Source organism: Methylocystis sp., from assembly GCF_050251305.1.
GTDB lineage: Bacteria > Pseudomonadota > Alphaproteobacteria > Rhizobiales > Beijerinckiaceae > Methylocystis.
Map to the genome: position 1 here is coordinate 1 of NZ_JBFWNB010000066.1, position 15,858 is coordinate 15,858.

11 protein-coding genes and 2 pseudogenes are annotated in these 15,858 nt (G+C 64.6%); 8 read left to right on the forward strand and 5 right to left on the reverse strand.

Going from position 1 to position 15,858, the window contains the following annotated elements; genetic code table 11:
• A pseudogene (locus tag AB7F41_RS15730) lies at positions 1-385 on the forward strand (beta-galactosidase); the annotation flags it as partial.
• Between the two features lie 8 nt (positions 386-393).
• Here the strand turns inward: AB7F41_RS15730 and AB7F41_RS15735 are convergent.
• Complete coding sequence (locus AB7F41_RS15735; protein WP_428406680.1) at positions 394-1,407, reverse strand: magnesium transporter; 1,014 nt, start codon at positions 1,405-1,407, stop codon at positions 394-396.
• 242 nt (positions 1,408-1,649) lie between these two features.
• On the opposite strand from AB7F41_RS15735, the gene AB7F41_RS15740 reads away from it, so the two are divergent.
• Together AB7F41_RS15740 and AB7F41_RS15745 are read left to right on the forward strand one after the other, a co-directional pair.
• Positions 1,650-2,006, forward strand: coding sequence for a DUF5132 domain-containing protein (locus AB7F41_RS15740; protein ID WP_428383323.1), 357 nt, complete (start codon positions 1,650-1,652; stop codon positions 2,004-2,006).
• Positions 2,007-2,450, forward strand: coding sequence for a hypothetical protein (locus AB7F41_RS15745; protein ID WP_428383321.1), 444 nt, complete (start codon positions 2,007-2,009; stop codon positions 2,448-2,450).
• Between the two features lie 2 nt (positions 2,451-2,452).
• Here AB7F41_RS15745 and metK read toward each other — a convergent pair whose 3' ends face one another.
• The 3 genes from metK to AB7F41_RS15760 all read right to left on the reverse strand — a co-directional run bounded on the left by metK (position 2,453) and on the right by AB7F41_RS15760 (position 7,204).
• On the reverse strand, positions 2,453-3,634 hold the full coding sequence (gene metK / locus AB7F41_RS15750; protein WP_428383319.1) for a methionine adenosyltransferase: 1,182 nt from the start codon (positions 3,632-3,634) through the stop codon (positions 2,453-2,455).
• A complete protein-coding gene (locus AB7F41_RS15755) occupies positions 3,624-6,470 on the reverse strand; it encodes a cation-translocating P-type ATPase (RefSeq protein ID WP_428383317.1) in 2,847 nt (948 codons plus the stop codon). The genes metK and AB7F41_RS15755 overlap by 11 nt, the downstream gene beginning before the upstream one ends.
• A 500-nt stretch (positions 6,471-6,970) precedes the next feature.
• The gene (locus AB7F41_RS15760) at positions 6,971-7,204 is read right to left on the reverse strand and encodes a hypothetical protein (RefSeq protein WP_428383315.1); all 234 of its coding nucleotides are present in this window, start codon (positions 7,202-7,204) and stop codon (positions 6,971-6,973) included.
• Positions 7,205-7,244: 40 nt separating this feature from the next.
• Here AB7F41_RS15760 and AB7F41_RS15765 point away from each other — a divergent pair, with 40 nt between their 5' ends.
• Together AB7F41_RS15765 and AB7F41_RS15770 are read left to right on the forward strand one after the other, a co-directional pair.
• A complete protein-coding gene (locus AB7F41_RS15765; RefSeq protein ID WP_428383313.1) occupies positions 7,245-8,387 on the forward strand; it encodes a catalase family protein in 1,143 nt (380 codons plus the stop codon).
• Entirely contained in the window at positions 8,375-10,195 is a 1,821-nt protein-coding gene (locus AB7F41_RS15770; protein WP_428383311.1) for a c-type cytochrome, read from the forward strand. The genes AB7F41_RS15765 and AB7F41_RS15770 overlap by 13 nt, the downstream gene beginning before the upstream one ends.
• 274 nt (positions 10,196-10,469) lie before the next feature.
• Here the strand turns inward: AB7F41_RS15770 and AB7F41_RS15775 are convergent, their stop codons facing one another.
• On the reverse strand, positions 10,470-11,582 hold the full coding sequence (locus AB7F41_RS15775) for a lysozyme inhibitor LprI family protein (RefSeq protein ID WP_428383310.1): 1,113 nt from the start codon (positions 11,580-11,582) through the stop codon (positions 10,470-10,472).
• Positions 11,583-11,739: 157 nt separating this feature from the next.
• On the opposite strand from AB7F41_RS15775, the gene AB7F41_RS15780 reads away from it, so the two are divergent.
• From AB7F41_RS15780 to AB7F41_RS15790, 3 genes and pseudogenes are all read left to right on the forward strand, one after another.
• Positions 11,740-12,543 carry a hypothetical protein gene (locus AB7F41_RS15780; protein ID WP_428383308.1) on the forward strand — a complete coding sequence of 268 codons (804 nt, stop codon included), beginning with the start codon at positions 11,740-11,742 and terminating at the stop codon, positions 12,541-12,543.
• Positions 12,544-12,634: 91 nt separating this feature from the next.
• Positions 12,635-14,002 carry a Y-family DNA polymerase gene (locus AB7F41_RS15785; RefSeq protein WP_428383375.1) on the forward strand — a complete coding sequence of 456 codons (1,368 nt, stop codon included), beginning with the start codon at positions 12,635-12,637 and terminating at the stop codon, positions 14,000-14,002.
• Positions 13,999-15,858, forward strand: a pseudogene (locus tag AB7F41_RS15790) (error-prone DNA polymerase); the annotation flags it as partial. The gene AB7F41_RS15785 and the pseudogene AB7F41_RS15790, both read left to right, overlap by 4 nt.

Here is a 15,858-nt window from a genome sequence, read left to right on the forward strand (position 1 = left end):
TAACGCTCGGGTTCCGGTCTCTGGACAGGGAGCGTTTGTGCGATGGCGCGAAGTTCTGGCGGTTGGCGACACTGTCGCGCGCGAGATCGAATCCGATGACGGCGAGACTGCGCTCGCGCGATGCGACGACGTCTTCTACCTCGCGGGCTGGCCCGACGAAGACCTGCTGACCTGCGTCCTGCGCCGCGTTTTTGATGTCGCCGGCCTGGCGGCGCTCGAACTTCCGGAGGATATCCGCATCCGCGACAACGGCGCGATGCGCTACGTCTTCAACTACGGAGTCGAGCCGACCGATATCTCGCCGCTCGTCGGCGACGAAACTCTCCTGCTTGGCGAGCGCCTTCTCGCGCCATGCGGAGTCGCGGCCTTCAGACGCCGTGGCTGACGCGCGGCTCAGAACACGAGCAGAGACGCGACGACGAAATAGGTCATGAGCGAAAATGTGTCTTGCACCACGGTCGCGACCGGCCCGGAGCCGAGCGCCGCGTCAAAGCCGAGTCGGGCGAACATCCAGGGCATCAGAAATCCGAAGGCCGTTGCGATCGTGCTCGCGACAGCCAACGAAATCCCCACCGTGGCGGCAAGGCCGACGTTCGAAAAGAAGAACCAGACGATCGGGAACGCCAAACAGCCGAGCATCGAGCCGAGCAAGGCGCCGGTGCCGAGTTCGCCCGCAAACAGCGGCAGCAGGGCCGAATCGGTGAGAGACAGGCCGCGCACGACCACGACTTCAGACTGCGTGCCGACGGAATCGGCAAGATAGACGATCGCCGGGATAAAAAAGGCGACCGCAATGTGAGCGCTCAGCGCGGCTTCGTAGCGCGACATCATTGCGGTGGCCACGGCGCTCCCGGTCATGCCGACGAGCAGCCAGGGCAATCGATAAAGAGCGCGACGGTGCGGCGCGGCGGTCAAGGCGTCTTTGGCGGCCTCTGATTTGCCGAGAATGCCGACCATGTGGTGCAGATCTTCAAGATGTTCGTCGCGCAGAATCGTCATCAGCGCGCGAGCCGGCACCGCCCCGAGAAATCTTCCCTCCGCATCGCAGACCGCCAATATCGAAAGCCCCGCGCGGATGGCGACGCTCGCGGCCTGTTCGCGATCCGCGTCATAGGAAACGCTGTAGACCTCAGCCGGTCGCACAATAGTCTGCAGCGGCATCGTCTCGGCTGCGCCAAGAAGATCGCGTATGGCGACGACGCCCGCCAGACGTCTGTCGTCGTACAGCACGAAAACATGCGAGGCGTCGTCGACTCGCGCGCCGATCAATCGCGTGCGCGCGTCGCCGACCCTCTCCCGCCAGCCCGCCACCGGGACGCGCGTCACGAGGTAGCGCTCGACCGTCTGGCCGCTCACATCCGCTGGAGGAAGGCGGTCCGGCGTGGAGATGCGGGACATTGCGGTCATGACTTCTTATGATGGTCTTGAGAGACGGCTGCGTCCCCGCGGATTGGCGGCGGGCGGCCGCCGGTCATAGGACGCGCCGCGTGACAATGATGTGACGTCGTCCTCGGCGATGTGACGCCGCCCTCGGCACTTTTCGCGGGCGCGTCGATTGGCGCATGATAGGATGTCTTGATAGATTTTTGTGACCGCCGCGCCGCTTCGCCGTCGCGGCGCCGGGAGCGAATCGGATCGGAGTCGCTGTGATGAAACCCTTTCAATTTGCGTTGGGCGCTTTGACCGGCGCCGCCGCCGTTCTGCTCCTGAATCGCCAGGGAACGCAGCGTGTGCGTCCGATCGCCAAAGCGGCGATGAAAGCGGCGGTGATGGCCTATCACGAGGCGCGCGTGCAAAGCGCCGAGCTCGCGGAAGCCGCGGAGGATCTCTTCGCCGAAGCGAAGGCTGAGGCCACCGCCGATATCTTCGCCGCAGCCGTGGCCGCCGCTCAGGCGAAGGCTGCGCACGCCAAGCACGAAACGACGTCCGAAGCGACGGCGAAGCCCGAGAATGCGACGCCGCCGGGCGAGGCCGCCGCCGCGCGGGCAGCTGGCGAGAAGGCGTAAATGAGCGACGCGACTCTCCCGCTCGCGCAGGTGTCCCACGCCATGCCGGGACGCGCGCGGCTCCGCATCGCCGACCGGCGCGGCGACGACGCTTATTTTGCCTCGGTCTCCAAGGGGCTTTCGGCGATCGCCGGCGTCCGCGCCGTCGAAGTGGCGCCGCTGACGGGCAGCGTGCTCATTCAGCACAGCGGACCGCTGGCGCGCATCGGCGTCGCCGCGCAGGAGGCGCGGCTGTTTGTCGTCGGGGAAACGCCTCAGACTCCGCGCGACGCGCCGGACGTCTCGATCGACCCGAAAATGGTCGCGGCGCTCGCGCTCTTCGCGACGGCGCTGTGGCAGATGTCGAAGGAGCATTTTTTGCCGCCGGCGATCACCCTGCTCTGGTACGCGGGCCGCCTCGGCGGAATCTGGTCCGTGGACGGCGGCGCCGAAAACGGCGATTAGGCCTAGCCCTTGAGCGCCTCCGCGATGTCGGTCGCTTCCCACGGCAGGTCGAGATCGTCGCGGCCGAAATGGCCATAGGTGGCGAGCGGAAGATAGAAGCCTTCGGGGCCGGATGTCTGAGGCGCGACGCGCAAGCCGAAACGGCGAACGATCGACGCCGGCCGAAAATCCAGAAGCTCCGCGAGCCGTTTGGCGATTTTCTCATCCGCCAGCAGGCCGGAGTTGAAGGTTTCGACAGACAGGCTGAGCGGCTCCGCCTGCCCCGCCGCGTAAGCCAGGTGAACTTCGCAGCGTTCGGCGAGGCCCGCCGCGACGATGTTCTTGGCGGCGTGCCGCGCGGCGTAAGCGCCGGCGCGTTCGATGCGCGATGGATCCTTGCCTGACAGCGCCGAGCCGCTCTGGCGCGCGATCTCGCCATAGGCGTCGATGCCGCTCTTGCGCCCGGTCAGACCGGCGTGGCGCGCGGGGCCGCCGATTTCGAACGTTTCGCCGGCGTTGACGTTGACCTTCGTCCGCCCGTCCGGCCTCATGTCGCCCGATGAAAGCGCATCGAGCGCGATCGCGCGCAGCCGGTCGAATTTGGCGCCGTCCATCGTCTCGCCGTCAAAGGCGACGGTCAGCGAGACCCCATAAATCCGCGCCGGGCGGCCGCGGCGATATTCGACGGACACTTGCGTCTTGGCGTCTGGCGAAAGCGACGAAAATCCCTCGCGCCGCGCCGCATCGAGGGCGCGCGCGACCCTATGGGCGAGGCTGATGGGCGCCGGCATGAATTCAGGCGTATCGCGACAGGCGTAACCGAAAACATTGGCCTGCTCATGCGCGACGCGCCTGCCGATGGCGGCGTCGGCTTCGAGTTCCTCGAGCGGCGGTTCGCGCGCCTCGAGCGGCAGCTCGACGAAACTCGTCAGGATTGAGCAATTTCGAGCGTCGAAGCTCCCGGCGGCGTAGCCGGCGTCCTGCATCACCGCGCGCGCAAGCGCCGGCAAATCGACAAGCGCATCGGCGGCGTATCGCGCGGCGAGAAACACGACGCCGGTCGCCAGGGCGCATTCCACGGCGGCGCGCGCGCGATCGTCTTCGCGCAACAGCGCGTCTATGGCCGCGTCGCTGATCTGATCGCAGAGCTTGTCAGGATGGCCCGGCGTCACCGATTCCGACGTGAAGATCATGTCAGGCGACATCGCCGTCTCCGTTGTCGCGCGGCGGCGCCTCGTCTCGATCCGCGATTCTGCCGATGATATCGTTGGCGAACGAACTGCCCAGCGCGATTGCGCCGATCCGCAGAAAATCGCCGGCGGCGAGCGGCGACAGGCCGAGAAGGCGCTGACTCAAGGGAAAAAGCTGCACGGCGGCCTGCAGCAGCAGCGACGCGCCGACGGCACCGTAGAGCGTCTGATTGGGCGGCCTGCCGATTTCGGACATGATGCCCCGCGACTCGGAGCGGCAGGACAGGCTGTGCAGCAACTGGCCACATGTGAGCCCGTGAAAGGTGACGGTGCTGGCCCGCGCGCCGCCTGCGACTCCGAGGCTGAAATAGCCGGCGAGAGCGGCGACGCCCATGACGGAGCCCTCACGCAGGATGCGCCGGAAGTCGGACGCGGCGAGAATGGGCGCTTTCGGATCATGCGGCGGCTTATCCAGCGCGTCGGGCTCCGGCGGTTCGAGCCCCAGGGCGATCGCCGGCAGCGCGTCGGTCGCCAGATTGAGCCAGAGCAACTGCATCGGCGTCAGCGGTTCGCCGCTTCCGACAAGCGCCGCGCCGAGCATGACGATGGTCTCGGACGCATTGGTGGACACGAGATAGCGCAGCACTTTGCGAATATTCGCATAGGTGGCGCGGCCGAGTCGTATCGCCTCGACGACGCCGTCCATGTCGTCGGTCGCGAGCACGATGTCGGCGACCTGACGGGCGACGTCGGCGCCTTCGCCGCCCATGGCGATGCCGACGTCGGCGGCGCGCAACGCCGGGCCGTCGTTGACGCCGTCGCCGGTCATCGCGACGATATGGCCGTGGCCTTGCAGCGCCTTGACGATGTTGAGCTTGTCGACGGGGCTGACGCGCGCGAAGACATGCGGCTGTCGCGCCAGCGCCTCGAGCATCTCGGGCTGCATCTTCGCCATCTGGCCGGCTTCGAGCACGCGCAGCTCGCCGCCGTGATTAAGATCCAGCCGCCGGGCGATGGCGAAGGCGGTCGCGCTCTGATCGCCGGTGATCATCACCGTGCGCACGCCGGCCCGGTGCAGTCGCCTGAGCGCCGGGATGACGCTGGGACGAATGGGATTGGCCATGCCGGCGAGGCCGAGCCACACAAGGTCCTGCTCGTCGCGCGGATCGCCGCCGGCGTCGCGGACGGCGACGCCAAGGACGCGCAGCGCGTCGCCGGCCATGCGTTCATTGGCCTTGAGAATGGCTTTCCGCCCCGCGGCGTCGAGCGACACGACGCCAGTGGCGGCGCTGCGGGTCGCGCAACGCGCGAGCACCTCGACCGGGTCGCCTTTGACGCACAGAAGGCGCGCGCCGTCAGCCGTTTCATGGACCGTGCTCATGCGCTTGCGGCCTTCGCCGCGCGCGACGCTGGTCAGCATCGGGGACAATCGCCGAAGCGCGATGGGATCGACTCCCATCGCGACGCCCGCTTCGATCAGCGCGGTTTCCGTCGGCGTGCCATCAACCTCGCACCCGTTGGCCGTGGGCTTTACGGCGGCGTCGCTGCACAGCGTCGTCGCTTCGAAGAGTCGGCGCGCAATGGCGATGGTCGCGGCGTCCGCCTCGTCGGCGCCGTCGCGCAGCAGCCGTCCGTCTCGGAGCTCATAGGCGCTATTGTCGACATGGACGCGGACCGTCGCCATGCGATTTTCGGTGAGCGTTCCCGTCTTGTCGAGCCCGATGGTTTCGATCGCGCCGAGCGTCTCCACCGCATCGATCTTGCGCACCAGCACCTTGCGTTTGCGCATGTCCTGCACGCCCAGGGCGAGCGTCGTCGTCGCGACGGCGGGCAGCCCCTCGGGAATAGCGGCCACCGCCAGCGAGATCGCGCTGCGCAAGGTCGGAATAAGTCCGTGTCCGCGCATGACGCCGAGCAGGAAGACGCTCGCGCAAATGACGCCGTTGACGATGACCAGTTCGCGCTCGACGTCGCCAAGTTCGCGCTGAATCGGCGTTTGTGGACGCTGCAGCGCGCCGAGCAGCTGCTGCACACGTCCGATCTCGGTCTGCGCGCCGACGGCGGTGACGATCGCCACGCCCGATCCGCCGGTCACCGACGTTCCACGAAACACCATATTGCGGCGATCTGAAACGCCTGTCTCCGGCGCCAGGACGACCCTCGCGTCTTTCGGCGCCGGTTGCGCCTCGCCGGTCAGCGGCGATTCATTCACCGTCATATCGTCGCTGGCGATCAGCCGCGCATCCGCCGGCACGAAGGCGCCGCGCTCGATCAGGAGAAGGTCGCCCGGCGCGAGATCGCGCGAATCGATCCTTGAGCGCGCGCCGTCGCGGATCACGACGGCGTCGGACAGCGCCTCGCCGGCGAGGCCGGAAATCGTGCGATCCGCCTGACGCTCGGTGGCTGTGGCGATCCCGGCGTTGATCAGCACGACGGCGGCGATCATCGCCGCGTCGGCGACGCCGCCCGTCGCCAATGACACCACCGCCGATACGCCGAGCAAGGCGATCGGCAGGCTGGTCATCTGCTCGGCGAAAATGATCGCGGCCGAGCGCGGTTCTGCGCGGCTGAGCTCGTTGCGTCCCCATTTCTGCGATCGTTCGGCCGCATCCTCTGCGGTCAGGCCGTAACGAACGTCCGTCGCCAGCCGCTCGGCCAGCACATCGACCGGTTCGGCGTGCGCGACGTGGTCCGGCGCGGACGACGCGCCTTCGCGCGTCGCCGTCGCCGGCGCTTCAGCGACCGCCGCCTCGAGCGCCTCCAGCAGACGCGCGCTTGTCTGCGGCGGCTGGAACTCGACGAGAGTCGAACCTGTCACTGCGCTGGAGCGAACGAAGCGAACGCCGGGCATGCGGCGAAGGCGCTCCTCGACGGCCCGCGCGCGCGCTGCGCTGCCGCGGAGCCCCAGATGGCGAATCCGCACACGGCCGAAACACGCGTCGTGAATAATTTCGGCGGCGAATTGCGCACAGGACTCAACGCCGAAGCGATGTGAATCAACGGGCGAGAAATTTGAGTCCGCTTCGGCCAGGATCATCGGGCACATTGTCGGCGCGCATCGAAGCCCGCTTTCTGCGACCGTTCGATGACATATTCGGCTCTTGCGGATTTCTCTCGCGCGAGCGCCGCGCTGCTCAGCAATGTTGCCGATCGCCGCGACATGCGATGCGGCCGCGCGCCCGCAATGTTTAGGACCGCTACTATAATTCCGCGCGCAATTGGCGCAACCGGCGAGTCCGGCCGCCTGTGAGACGATCAGCCGCCGCGCTAAAGGCGTTGACATTTCGCGCTTGCGAAAATCCACCGGCGGCGGAACCTTAACGAGCGTTTCGGCGTTTTCGATCAGCGCGCTTAAAATTGCGCCTTTATCAAACTGAGATTTTGAGTGAAGCTCGCATTGTCTTGATTTGTCTTGTCTTGATTTCGGCGGGAAGGAATCACGTTTTGAGACAACGGCTCCAGGCGAGCCGCGCCGCAGGCGAACGTCCAATCGCGCTGCGTGATGTTTTTTTTGCGCAATGAACACGTCATTCGAGGCTTCAAGGCCGCCTCGACATATGAGATCATTGCGGCAAGTTCTTTCATATGCGCAGTTCAAAAATAATTTTCTCGAGGGAGAGCGATCATGACGAAGAGACGAAGCGCACCTGTCGCAGCGGCGATGCTGTTGATAGTCTCGACAAGCCCGCGCCAAGCCGCGCGCGCCGAACAGACGGGAGCCGGCGTCGCGCCGCCGCCGCTGACGAAATTCGAAACGGCGCCTCAAGGCGAAGCCGAGCAGATCGGACAAATCATCGCGCTCACCACGCAGCTTCTGCAGATGCGCTACCCGGAAGGGATGGCGCGGCGCGGCGTGCACCCGAAAGACCACGGCTGCGTCAAGGCGACATTCACCGTCAATCCCGACATTCCTCAGAATTATCGAGCTGGCGTGTTCGCGACGCCGGGCAAAAAATATCCGGCCTGGATTCGTTTCTCCAACGCCACGCCCTTTCTCGCGCCGGATCTCGGCAAGGGCGGTCCCGACAGCCGCGGCATGGCGATCAAGCTGATCGGCGTCGAGGGAGATACGCTGTTAAACGAGCCCGGCGCGAAGACGCAGGATTTTCTGCTGATCAATCTTCCCGCCTTCGCCTTCCCGAACGTTTCGGAATATTTGGAAGTCACAAAAATTCAGCTCGCCAAACATGACGACATCAGCTCGTTTTTTGCCCCGCCTCTGTCGCCCGAAAAACTGAAGACCGCCGCGGTGGTCAAAAAAATCAAGCAAACCAACGTCGGCAATCCGCTGGAGAGCCCATACTTCTCCGCCGCGCCATTTCTCTACGGGCCCGACGCGGTCGCCAAATTCAGCGTGACGCCGAGAAGCGCGGAAAAGACGCCGGTTCCCGCCAATCCAAGCACGAATTATCTGCGCGAGGCGATGAAGAAGAGCCTCGACCCGGCGATCGGCAAGCCGGCCGTCTTCGATTTCAGAGTGCAACTGCGCAACGACGAATCGCTGCCGATCGAAGACGCGACCGCCGACTGGTCGGAGACGACGGCGCCGCCGCAAAATGTCGCGACGATCGAGATCGAGCCTCAAAACTTCGACAATGCCTATCAGATGACCGAGTGCGAACATATGGCGTTTACGCCATGGCACGGGTTGACGGTCCATCAGCCGATCGGCGGCATCAATCGGCTGCGGCGCAACGTCTATATCGCCTCGTCGAAATTCCGGTCTCAGCCCAAAGAGCCGACGGGATTCCCAAAATGGCCATGGTGACGCGTCTCGCGCGCGCGTTTGCGCGCAAGTGTCTTGTCGCAGGGATGGCGCTGTCGACATGCGCCGCCATCGACGCGGCCTGGGCGCAAACGGCGTTCGCCGACGGCGAGTGGCGCGCGGAGCAGGACAAGCGCTTGAAGGCGCTCGACGCCTATATCGGCCGCAAGCCGGTCGCATATCGATGGTTTGCGGATTTTCCCTTCGGCATGACGGACGGCGCGCCGTTCATCATCCTGAAGCTTCTGCCGATGCTCGCGCCTGAAGAATGGGGAACCGGCGATAATTTTCTCGACGTCGCCGGCCTCTTTATCGACGAGCGCGACGCCACCTACCCAATCGCGCGCGGCTTCGGTTGGACGGGCTTGGCGCGCAACGATCCCGACGGCGCCGTCGACTATGCGGCTTTGAGTTGCGGCGCCTGCCATATCGGTCGAGTCCGTCTCGACGACGGCAGTCTCCGCTATCTCGACGGCGGCGTGAACGCGCAGTTCAACCTCGTTCAATATCGCGTCCGAGTCAGAAACACGATCAAGAAGATCACCGCCGGCGCGACGACGCTGGAAGAGAAGACCGACCGCGCGACGCAGGCCATTCTCACGGCGCTCGACAAGGCGCACGCCCAGGACAGGAATTACTTCTACAAGAATTATTCTTTCGCCGGCCGTCGCTTCGACGCCGCCTATGAGACGCGGCAAATCGAGCTCTTCATGCAGGACGCGCCGGCGATCGTCGGCAAATATCTGACGCGCGCCGGCCTTGAATACGCCTCGCTGCTCGACCTCGTCTATAAGAACTACAAAGGCTTCGAGGATGAGATGACGCGTGGCTTCGGCGGCATGGCCGACGCCACCGGAGTCAGCGCGTCGATGGCCTACGCCGCCGCCGAAGCGCGCGGCGAAAGCCCAGATCCGAAGACCAGCCTGCCGCCGACGCCGGGCATCACCGACTTCATGGCCGTCTGGGAGCAGGAGAAGCGTCTGGCGCGCTGGTCCCCCGATCATAAGCAGCTGATAGACGGCGGCGGACAATGGAACGGCAATATCCCGATTCCGATCTTCCGCAATCTCGCCGCGGAATTGACGCTTGGGCTCGGCCGCGACACCGACATTCGCATCGCCGCCTTCAGCGAGGATTTGCTCCGCGACCTGCCGGCGCCCGTCTATCCCTTTCCCGTCGACCTCACGCTGGCGAAGAAAGGCGCGGCGCTGTTCGACGAGAACTGCGCGGCGTGCCATCGGCCGCATAATGGCAAGGTCTACGACCTCGGCACGGATCTCGGCCGCGCCCACGTCGTCAGCGATGTGATTGCAAAAAACGCCCGCGACAGTTTCACGAAGATCTGTCCGCCGACGAGAGTGGTCGAGATGCCGCCCTCGGGAGACCGGATCGCGCCCTGCGCAGAGTTTGAGGGCGCGTCGCTGGAAAACCGCGCGGACGTCTCCATGGCCGACCCCAAGGCGCATGAAGGCTACAACGCGCTTCCGCTTGGCGGCGTGTGGGCGCAGGCGCCCTATTTGCACAACGGCTCCGTGCCGACGCTCTATCATCTCCTCGTTCCGCGCGAGCGTCCCCCCGTCTTTATCAAAAGCCGGCTTGACTACGACAAGAAGCTTGTCGGCTTTTCCTGGCAGGTTCCTCAGACCTTGACGCGCGACGAAGGCTATCGCTTCGACACAACGTCCTTTCCCGCGCTCTCCAACAAGGGGCACGACAAGAATGTCGTCGAGGACGGCAAGAGGTTAAAGCTCGACTGGTCGGACGACGTCGACGGCGCCATGGCGATCGTCGAATATCTGAAGACGAAGTGACATTCGAAGCCAGGCGAGCGCCGGCCGGCCTACAGCCGTCATGCCCGGCCTTGTGCCGGGCATCCACGCCGGGACATCGCGAAATATTTCGCGCAGAGATGGCATGTCCGGCTTATGTTTTCACATTTGCAGCGCGTCGTCGCGTGGATGGCCGCGACAAGCGCGGCCATGACGCGGTGAGTATGACAGCTTGCGCCTAATTCAGCCTGTAGCGCTCAAGCGCTGTGCAACTCCGAAAGGATACGTTTTAATATTTTCGACCGGAAACATTTTACTACAGGATATATTCCTTTTTTATGATCTTGTTTAAGGTTGAATATGGTAACTCGCACTGGCACATGCATTGCCCAAACCCGCCGAAGGCATAATCTCCATAATAAATTATTGCAGACGGAATTGTAAAGCTCCAGTATTCCAGATCGCGGGTCCTATTGGAAAGTTCTTCCCGTTCATCGTCGCTTAGATTCTCCCTAACCGATGATTTTTCTCCCATGGAGTCACGTTCATCTTTTTGCTCTTTTACTTGTGGCGCGCAAAGCTGCAATATCTGCCTTGCGCCGGCCTCATCAAATAAATCATCAAAATTTAAAACACGCCCTGAATTAACATCAAATGCCCTATTTACTTCATAGCGAAATGGATGAGCTTGACCGACAACGTTTTCATATACGACCCCAATAGACGCAACATTCGCAGAGAGATAATTTAACTGCACCGACAGGTCCACAAAAAACTCGTGCCCCTCCAATGTAGAGACTTTATTATTCTCCAACTTTGCGTCGTCGATCGCTGATTGTATATATTCATCGATAAACCTGTTTGCGTCCGCCATCCACGCCGCGCCGGGACGAAAATGAAAGGCTGTAATCGTCAGTCTGGCCTGGCCCTTCGCGGCCGGAACGCGCATGAAAAAGGGCCTTCCCACAACCAAGTGGCCGCCGCTCCCTGAGGTTGCGCGCCCGGCCAAATAGGTCTCCCTTTGCCTGGTGGCTTCAATCAAACATTTAATAAATGGCGCGGTCTCTCGTTGATCTTCGCATGAGTTGTTACGCCACTGGATCCAATCAGTTTGAGATTCCTTTAACGCCGACCGCTCCTTAGCTGTAACCTCTTCCCGCAAGCGATTGTATGCGAGGCCCAACAAATCATCGGCAGCGCGAGCTTCTGCATCGGCGCAAATCGCTTTGTCGGCTCGGGTTTGCGCGAGCGCGCAATCAATTGCTCGGGCGGGCGCCGCCGAACAAAATAAAGAAATAGCCGAGATGCATGCGCCTATCCCCGCTGACAAATCGATTCGCTTATTACGATCCAAGATATTTTCCTTTTGAAAACGCGTGGCGTCGCGCAAGGCTGCTTCGAACCTCTCCGTAAAGAGCTGCACCGGCATGCGCCGCGACCAGATCTGCTGCAGCTTGTGCGCGCGCGTCGATCCATGAGGGATATTCTCGCCAAGAGATATATGCTGGCCGTCGCGCCCTGTCTCTCGCCCGCCTTGACTCTCCCGTATGGCGAGTCATTATGAGAACATAATAGGAACAACTGAGATGACCCATCCGCTGGCCTCCCTGCGGAAAAGCCTGGCTTGCGCCTATCCGGCGGCAGCGTCCGAGACCATCGCGCTCGGCGCGCCCGCCCTCGATCGGCGTCTGAGTGGAGGCATTCTCCGCGCGGCGCTGCATGAGGCCTATGCCGAAACCGCCGCCGACGCGCCGGCGGCGACGGGCTTCGCCTTGGCGCTCGCCAGGCGCGCGATGGCGGGGAAGAACAAGCCGCTGCTCTGGGCGCGGCAGGAGGCGCTGACCGCCGAATCCGGCGCGCCCTATCCGCCGGGCCTCGCCGACATCGGCCTCGACCCCGCCGCCGTCGCCTTCATCCGCGTGCGCGACGCCAGAGAGGCGTTGCAGGCCGGCGCCGACGCCGGACGCTGCGCCGCGGTCGGGGCGACGCTGATCGAACTCTTCGGCGACGCGCGCGCCTATGACCTGACCGCGAGCCGCCGTCTGGCTCTGGCGGCCGCCGCCGCCGGCGCGCCGATCTTCATCGCGCGCGTCGCCGCCTCCCCCGCGCCGAGCGCCGCCGCGAGCCGCTGGCTCGTGCGAGCGATCCCATCCCGCCCGCGCGCCGCGAATGCGCCGGGGTCTGCGGCCTTTGCGATTTTTCTGCTGCGCCAGCGGGGCGCAGCGGGGCAAGAGCGGCAAGAGTGGCGTGTGGAGTGGAACCGTGACCGTGGCGCCTTCGAAGACCGAACATTCGACGCACCGTCGCTATCTGGCCCTGTGGCTTCCCTTCCTGTCGGCGGAACGCCTGGCGAAGGCGCGCCGCCGACAGCCGAACGCAGATTCGGATGACGCGCCGCTCATCTTCGTCAAAAAGGAACGCGGCGCGCTGCGCATCGACGCGCTTGACCGAAAGGCGATCGCGCTCGGCCTGACGCCCGGCATGACGCTCGCCGACGCCAAGGCGCGCGCCCCCCATCTCGCCGTCACGCAAGCCGATGCAGAAGCTGACCAGCGGCTGATGCTGCGGCTTGCGGCCTTTTGCGAACAGTTTACGCCGCTCGTGGCGCTCGACCCGCCCTGCGGCCTGATGCTCGACGCGACGGGCTGCGCGCATCTTTTCGGCGGCGATGCGGCGATGCGGACCTGCGTCCTGCAGGCGATGGCGCGGCTCTCCTTCACCGGCCGCGCCGCCGTCGCCGGAACCCCCGACGCCGCGCGCGCGCTGGCGCGTTTTGGCCAAGAGGTCGTCACGCCGCCGGGCGAAGACGACATGTTCACCCGCCCGCTGCCCATCGCCGCGCTCGAAGCGCCAAGGGAAACAAGCGTCGCGCTGACGCGCGCCGGACTCACGACGCTGGGCGATCTTGCCGATCGTTCCTCGGCCGCGCTGACGGCGCGTTTCGGCGACGCAACGATGCGGCGGCTGACGCGCATTCTGGGGCGCGAAGACGCGCGCATCACGCCCTTGCGGCCCTTGCCGGAATGCATGGTCGAGCGACGCTTCGCCGAGCCCTTCCTCGATCTCGCTGCGATAGAAAATGTTCTGCGCCCGCTGATCGCGGAAGCGGCCGGCATTCTCGAAAAGCGCGGCGAAGGCGGCCGCGCGTTTGAAGCGCGCTTCTTTCGCACCGACGGCGCCGTCGCGGCCCTCAATTTCGAAACCGGCGCGCCCTCGCGCAATGTCGAGGCGCTTCTGCGGCTCTTCAGGCTCAAGGCCGACGCGCTCGCCGATCCGCTCGATCCGGGATACGGCTTCGACGTCATCCGCTTTTACGTCCTGCGCGCCGAAGCTCTGGCGCAAAGCCAGATCGGCTTCGAGCGGCAGGGCGCGCAGGACAGCGACGTCGCCGATCTCGTCGACCGCCTCGCCGCGCGTTTTGGCCGCGAACGCGTGCTGCGCTTTGCGGCGCAGGAGACGCATGATCCCGTGCGCGCCGCCTCCTATGTTTACGCCGCGTCTCCTTCTTCCTCGCAGAATTCCTGGGTGAAGCCGGAGCCGGGCGAGCCGCCCTTGCGGCCGCTGTTTCTGTTCGATCCGCCGCAGCCCATCGAAACCATGGCGCAGACGCCGGACGGGCCGCCGATGCATTTCAAATGGCGCCGCGTGCGCCACATGATCGCCCGCGCGGAAGGGCCGGAGCGCATCGCGCCGGAATGGTGGCGTCAGGCGATCGGCCGCGAAAGACGAACGCGCGACTATTATCGGCTCGAGGATCGCGACGGCCGTCGCTTCTGGGTGTTTCGCGAAGGCCTCTATGAAAGCGAAACCGCCGCGCCGCGCTGGTTCCTGCATGGGCTCTTCGCATGAGCGCGCCTTTCGCCGAACTCGTCGCGGCGACGAATTTCTCCTTCCTGCGCGGCGCGTCGCATCCTGGAGACATGGCGCTGACGGCGCTGCTGCTCGGCCAGAGCGGCATTGGCGTCGCCGACCGCAACAGCGTCGCCGGCGTCGTGCGCGCCTATGCGGCGCTGAGGGAACTCCGCGACAAATTGCGCGATCCGCCGGCCGGCGACGACGGAGCGCTTCTCGCGCAACTTACCGCAGAGCGCGCCGAATCCTTCAAGCTCGCCGTCGGCGCGCGGCTCGTCTTCGCCGACGAGACGCCCGACATCGTCGTTCATCCGCAAAACCGCGACGGCTGGGGAAGGCTCACGCGGCTGCTCACGACAGGGAATCTGCGCGCCAGGAAGGGCGAATGCCGCCTTTATTTCGACGATCTCGCGCAGGCCGCGCGCGATCTGCTGCTGATCGTCATGCCGCCCCGCAATCTCTCGCGCCTGCCGTCGACGCTTGCGCGTCTCAACGATCTCGCGCCGGGCGACGTCTGGCTCGGCGCGACCATGCCGCGGCGCGGCGACGACAGGCGGCGTCTCGCGAGACTGAAAGAGATCGCCGCGCGAACGCAGACGTCCTTGCTCGCGACGAATGACGCGCTTTACGCCGATCCCGGCCAGCGCGATCTGCAAGACGTCGTGACCTGCATTCGCGAAGGCGTGACGCTCATGCAAGCCGGACGCCGGCTGGAGGCCAACGCCGAACGCCATTTGAAGACGCCCCAAGAAATGGCGCGGCTCTTCACTGAGGCGCCAGAGGCGATCGAGGAAACGCAATGTTTTCTGGCGCGCGTCGATTTCTCGCTCGATCAGCTGAAATATGAATATCCGGACGAGCCTGTTCCGCCCGGGCGCAATCCCCAGGAATGGCTGGAGGAGCTGACCTGGCGCCACGCCGGGATGCGCTATCCCGATGGGGTGCCGGAGAAGGTCGAGAAGCTCCTGCGCGAGGAGCTGGCGCTCATCGGGACGCTCGACTATGCGCGCTATTTCCTCACCATTCACGACATCGTGCGGATCGCCGAAGACAAGGGGATTCTCTGCCAGGGGCGCGGCTCCGCCGCCAATTCCGCCGTCTGCTATGTGCTCGGCGTCACCTGCGTCGATCCGGCGGAGAATGATCTGCTCTTCGCCAGATTCATTTCGCAGGAGCGCAAGGAGCCGCCCGACATCGACGTCGATTTCGAACATGAGCGGCGCGAGGAGATCATCCAGCATATTTACGCGAAATACGGCCGCGAACGCGCGGGCCTCGTCGCGACCGTCATCAGCTATCGGCCGCGCAGCGCCATTCGCGAGGCCGGCAAGGTCTTCGGACTGACCGAGGACGTGACCGCCGCTCTCGCCAGCACGCAATGGGGCAGTTGGGGCTCCAACATTCCGCAGGCTTACATCCGCCAGACCGGGCTTGATCCCGAAAATCCGGTCATCCGCCGCGCCATTCATTTCGCGACGCGGCTGCTCGGCTTTCCGCGCCATCTCTCGCAGCACGTCGGCGGCTTCGTTCTCGCGCGCGGACGGCTCGACGAGCTGACGCCCATCGCCAACGCCGCGATGCCGGAACGCACGTTTATCGAATGGGACAAGGACGACATCGACGCGCTCGGTCTGATGAAGGTCGATGTGCTGGCGCTCGGCATGCTCACCTGCATCCGAAAATGTTTTGATTATTTGCGCGCCCATGACGGAAAAGACATGGGACTGGCCGACGTCCCGGCCGACGACGCGGCGACCTATGACATGCTGTGCAGAGGCGACTCCATCGGCGTCTTTCAGGTCGAGAGCCGCGCGCAGATGAACATGCTGCCGCGCCTGAAGCCGCGTGCATTC

Bases quoted from the DNA above. Each gene is read 5' to 3' on its own strand.
- AB7F41_RS15735 (WP_428406680.1), bottom strand. From the start codon at position 1,407: ATGACCGCAATGTCCCGCATCTCCACGCCGGACCGCCTTCCTCCAGCG.
- AB7F41_RS15740 (WP_428383323.1), top strand. From the start codon at position 1,650: ATGAAACCCTTTCAATTTGCGTTGGGCGCTTTGACCGGCGCCGCCGCC.
- AB7F41_RS15745 (WP_428383321.1), top strand. From the start codon at position 2,007: ATGAGCGACGCGACTCTCCCGCTCGCGCAGGTGTCCCACGCCATGCCG.
- metK (WP_428383319.1), bottom strand. From the start codon at position 3,634: ATGTCGCCTGACATGATCTTCACGTCGGAATCGGTGACGCCGGGCCAT.
- AB7F41_RS15755 (WP_428383317.1), bottom strand. From the start codon at position 6,470: ATGCCCGGCGTTCGCTTCGTTCGCTCCAGCGCAGTGACAGGTTCGACT.
- AB7F41_RS15760 (WP_428383315.1), bottom strand. From the start codon at position 7,204: ATGAAAGAACTTGCCGCAATGATCTCATATGTCGAGGCGGCCTTGAAG.
- AB7F41_RS15765 (WP_428383313.1), top strand. From the start codon at position 7,245: ATGACGAAGAGACGAAGCGCACCTGTCGCAGCGGCGATGCTGTTGATA.
- AB7F41_RS15770 (WP_428383311.1), top strand. From the start codon at position 8,375: ATGGCCATGGTGACGCGTCTCGCGCGCGCGTTTGCGCGCAAGTGTCTT.
- AB7F41_RS15775 (WP_428383310.1), bottom strand. From the start codon at position 11,582: ATGCCGGTGCAGCTCTTTACGGAGAGGTTCGAAGCAGCCTTGCGCGAC.
- AB7F41_RS15780 (WP_428383308.1), top strand. From the start codon at position 11,740: ATGACCCATCCGCTGGCCTCCCTGCGGAAAAGCCTGGCTTGCGCCTAT.
- AB7F41_RS15785 (WP_428383375.1), top strand. From the start codon at position 12,635: ATGACGCTCGCCGACGCCAAGGCGCGCGCCCCCCATCTCGCCGTCACG.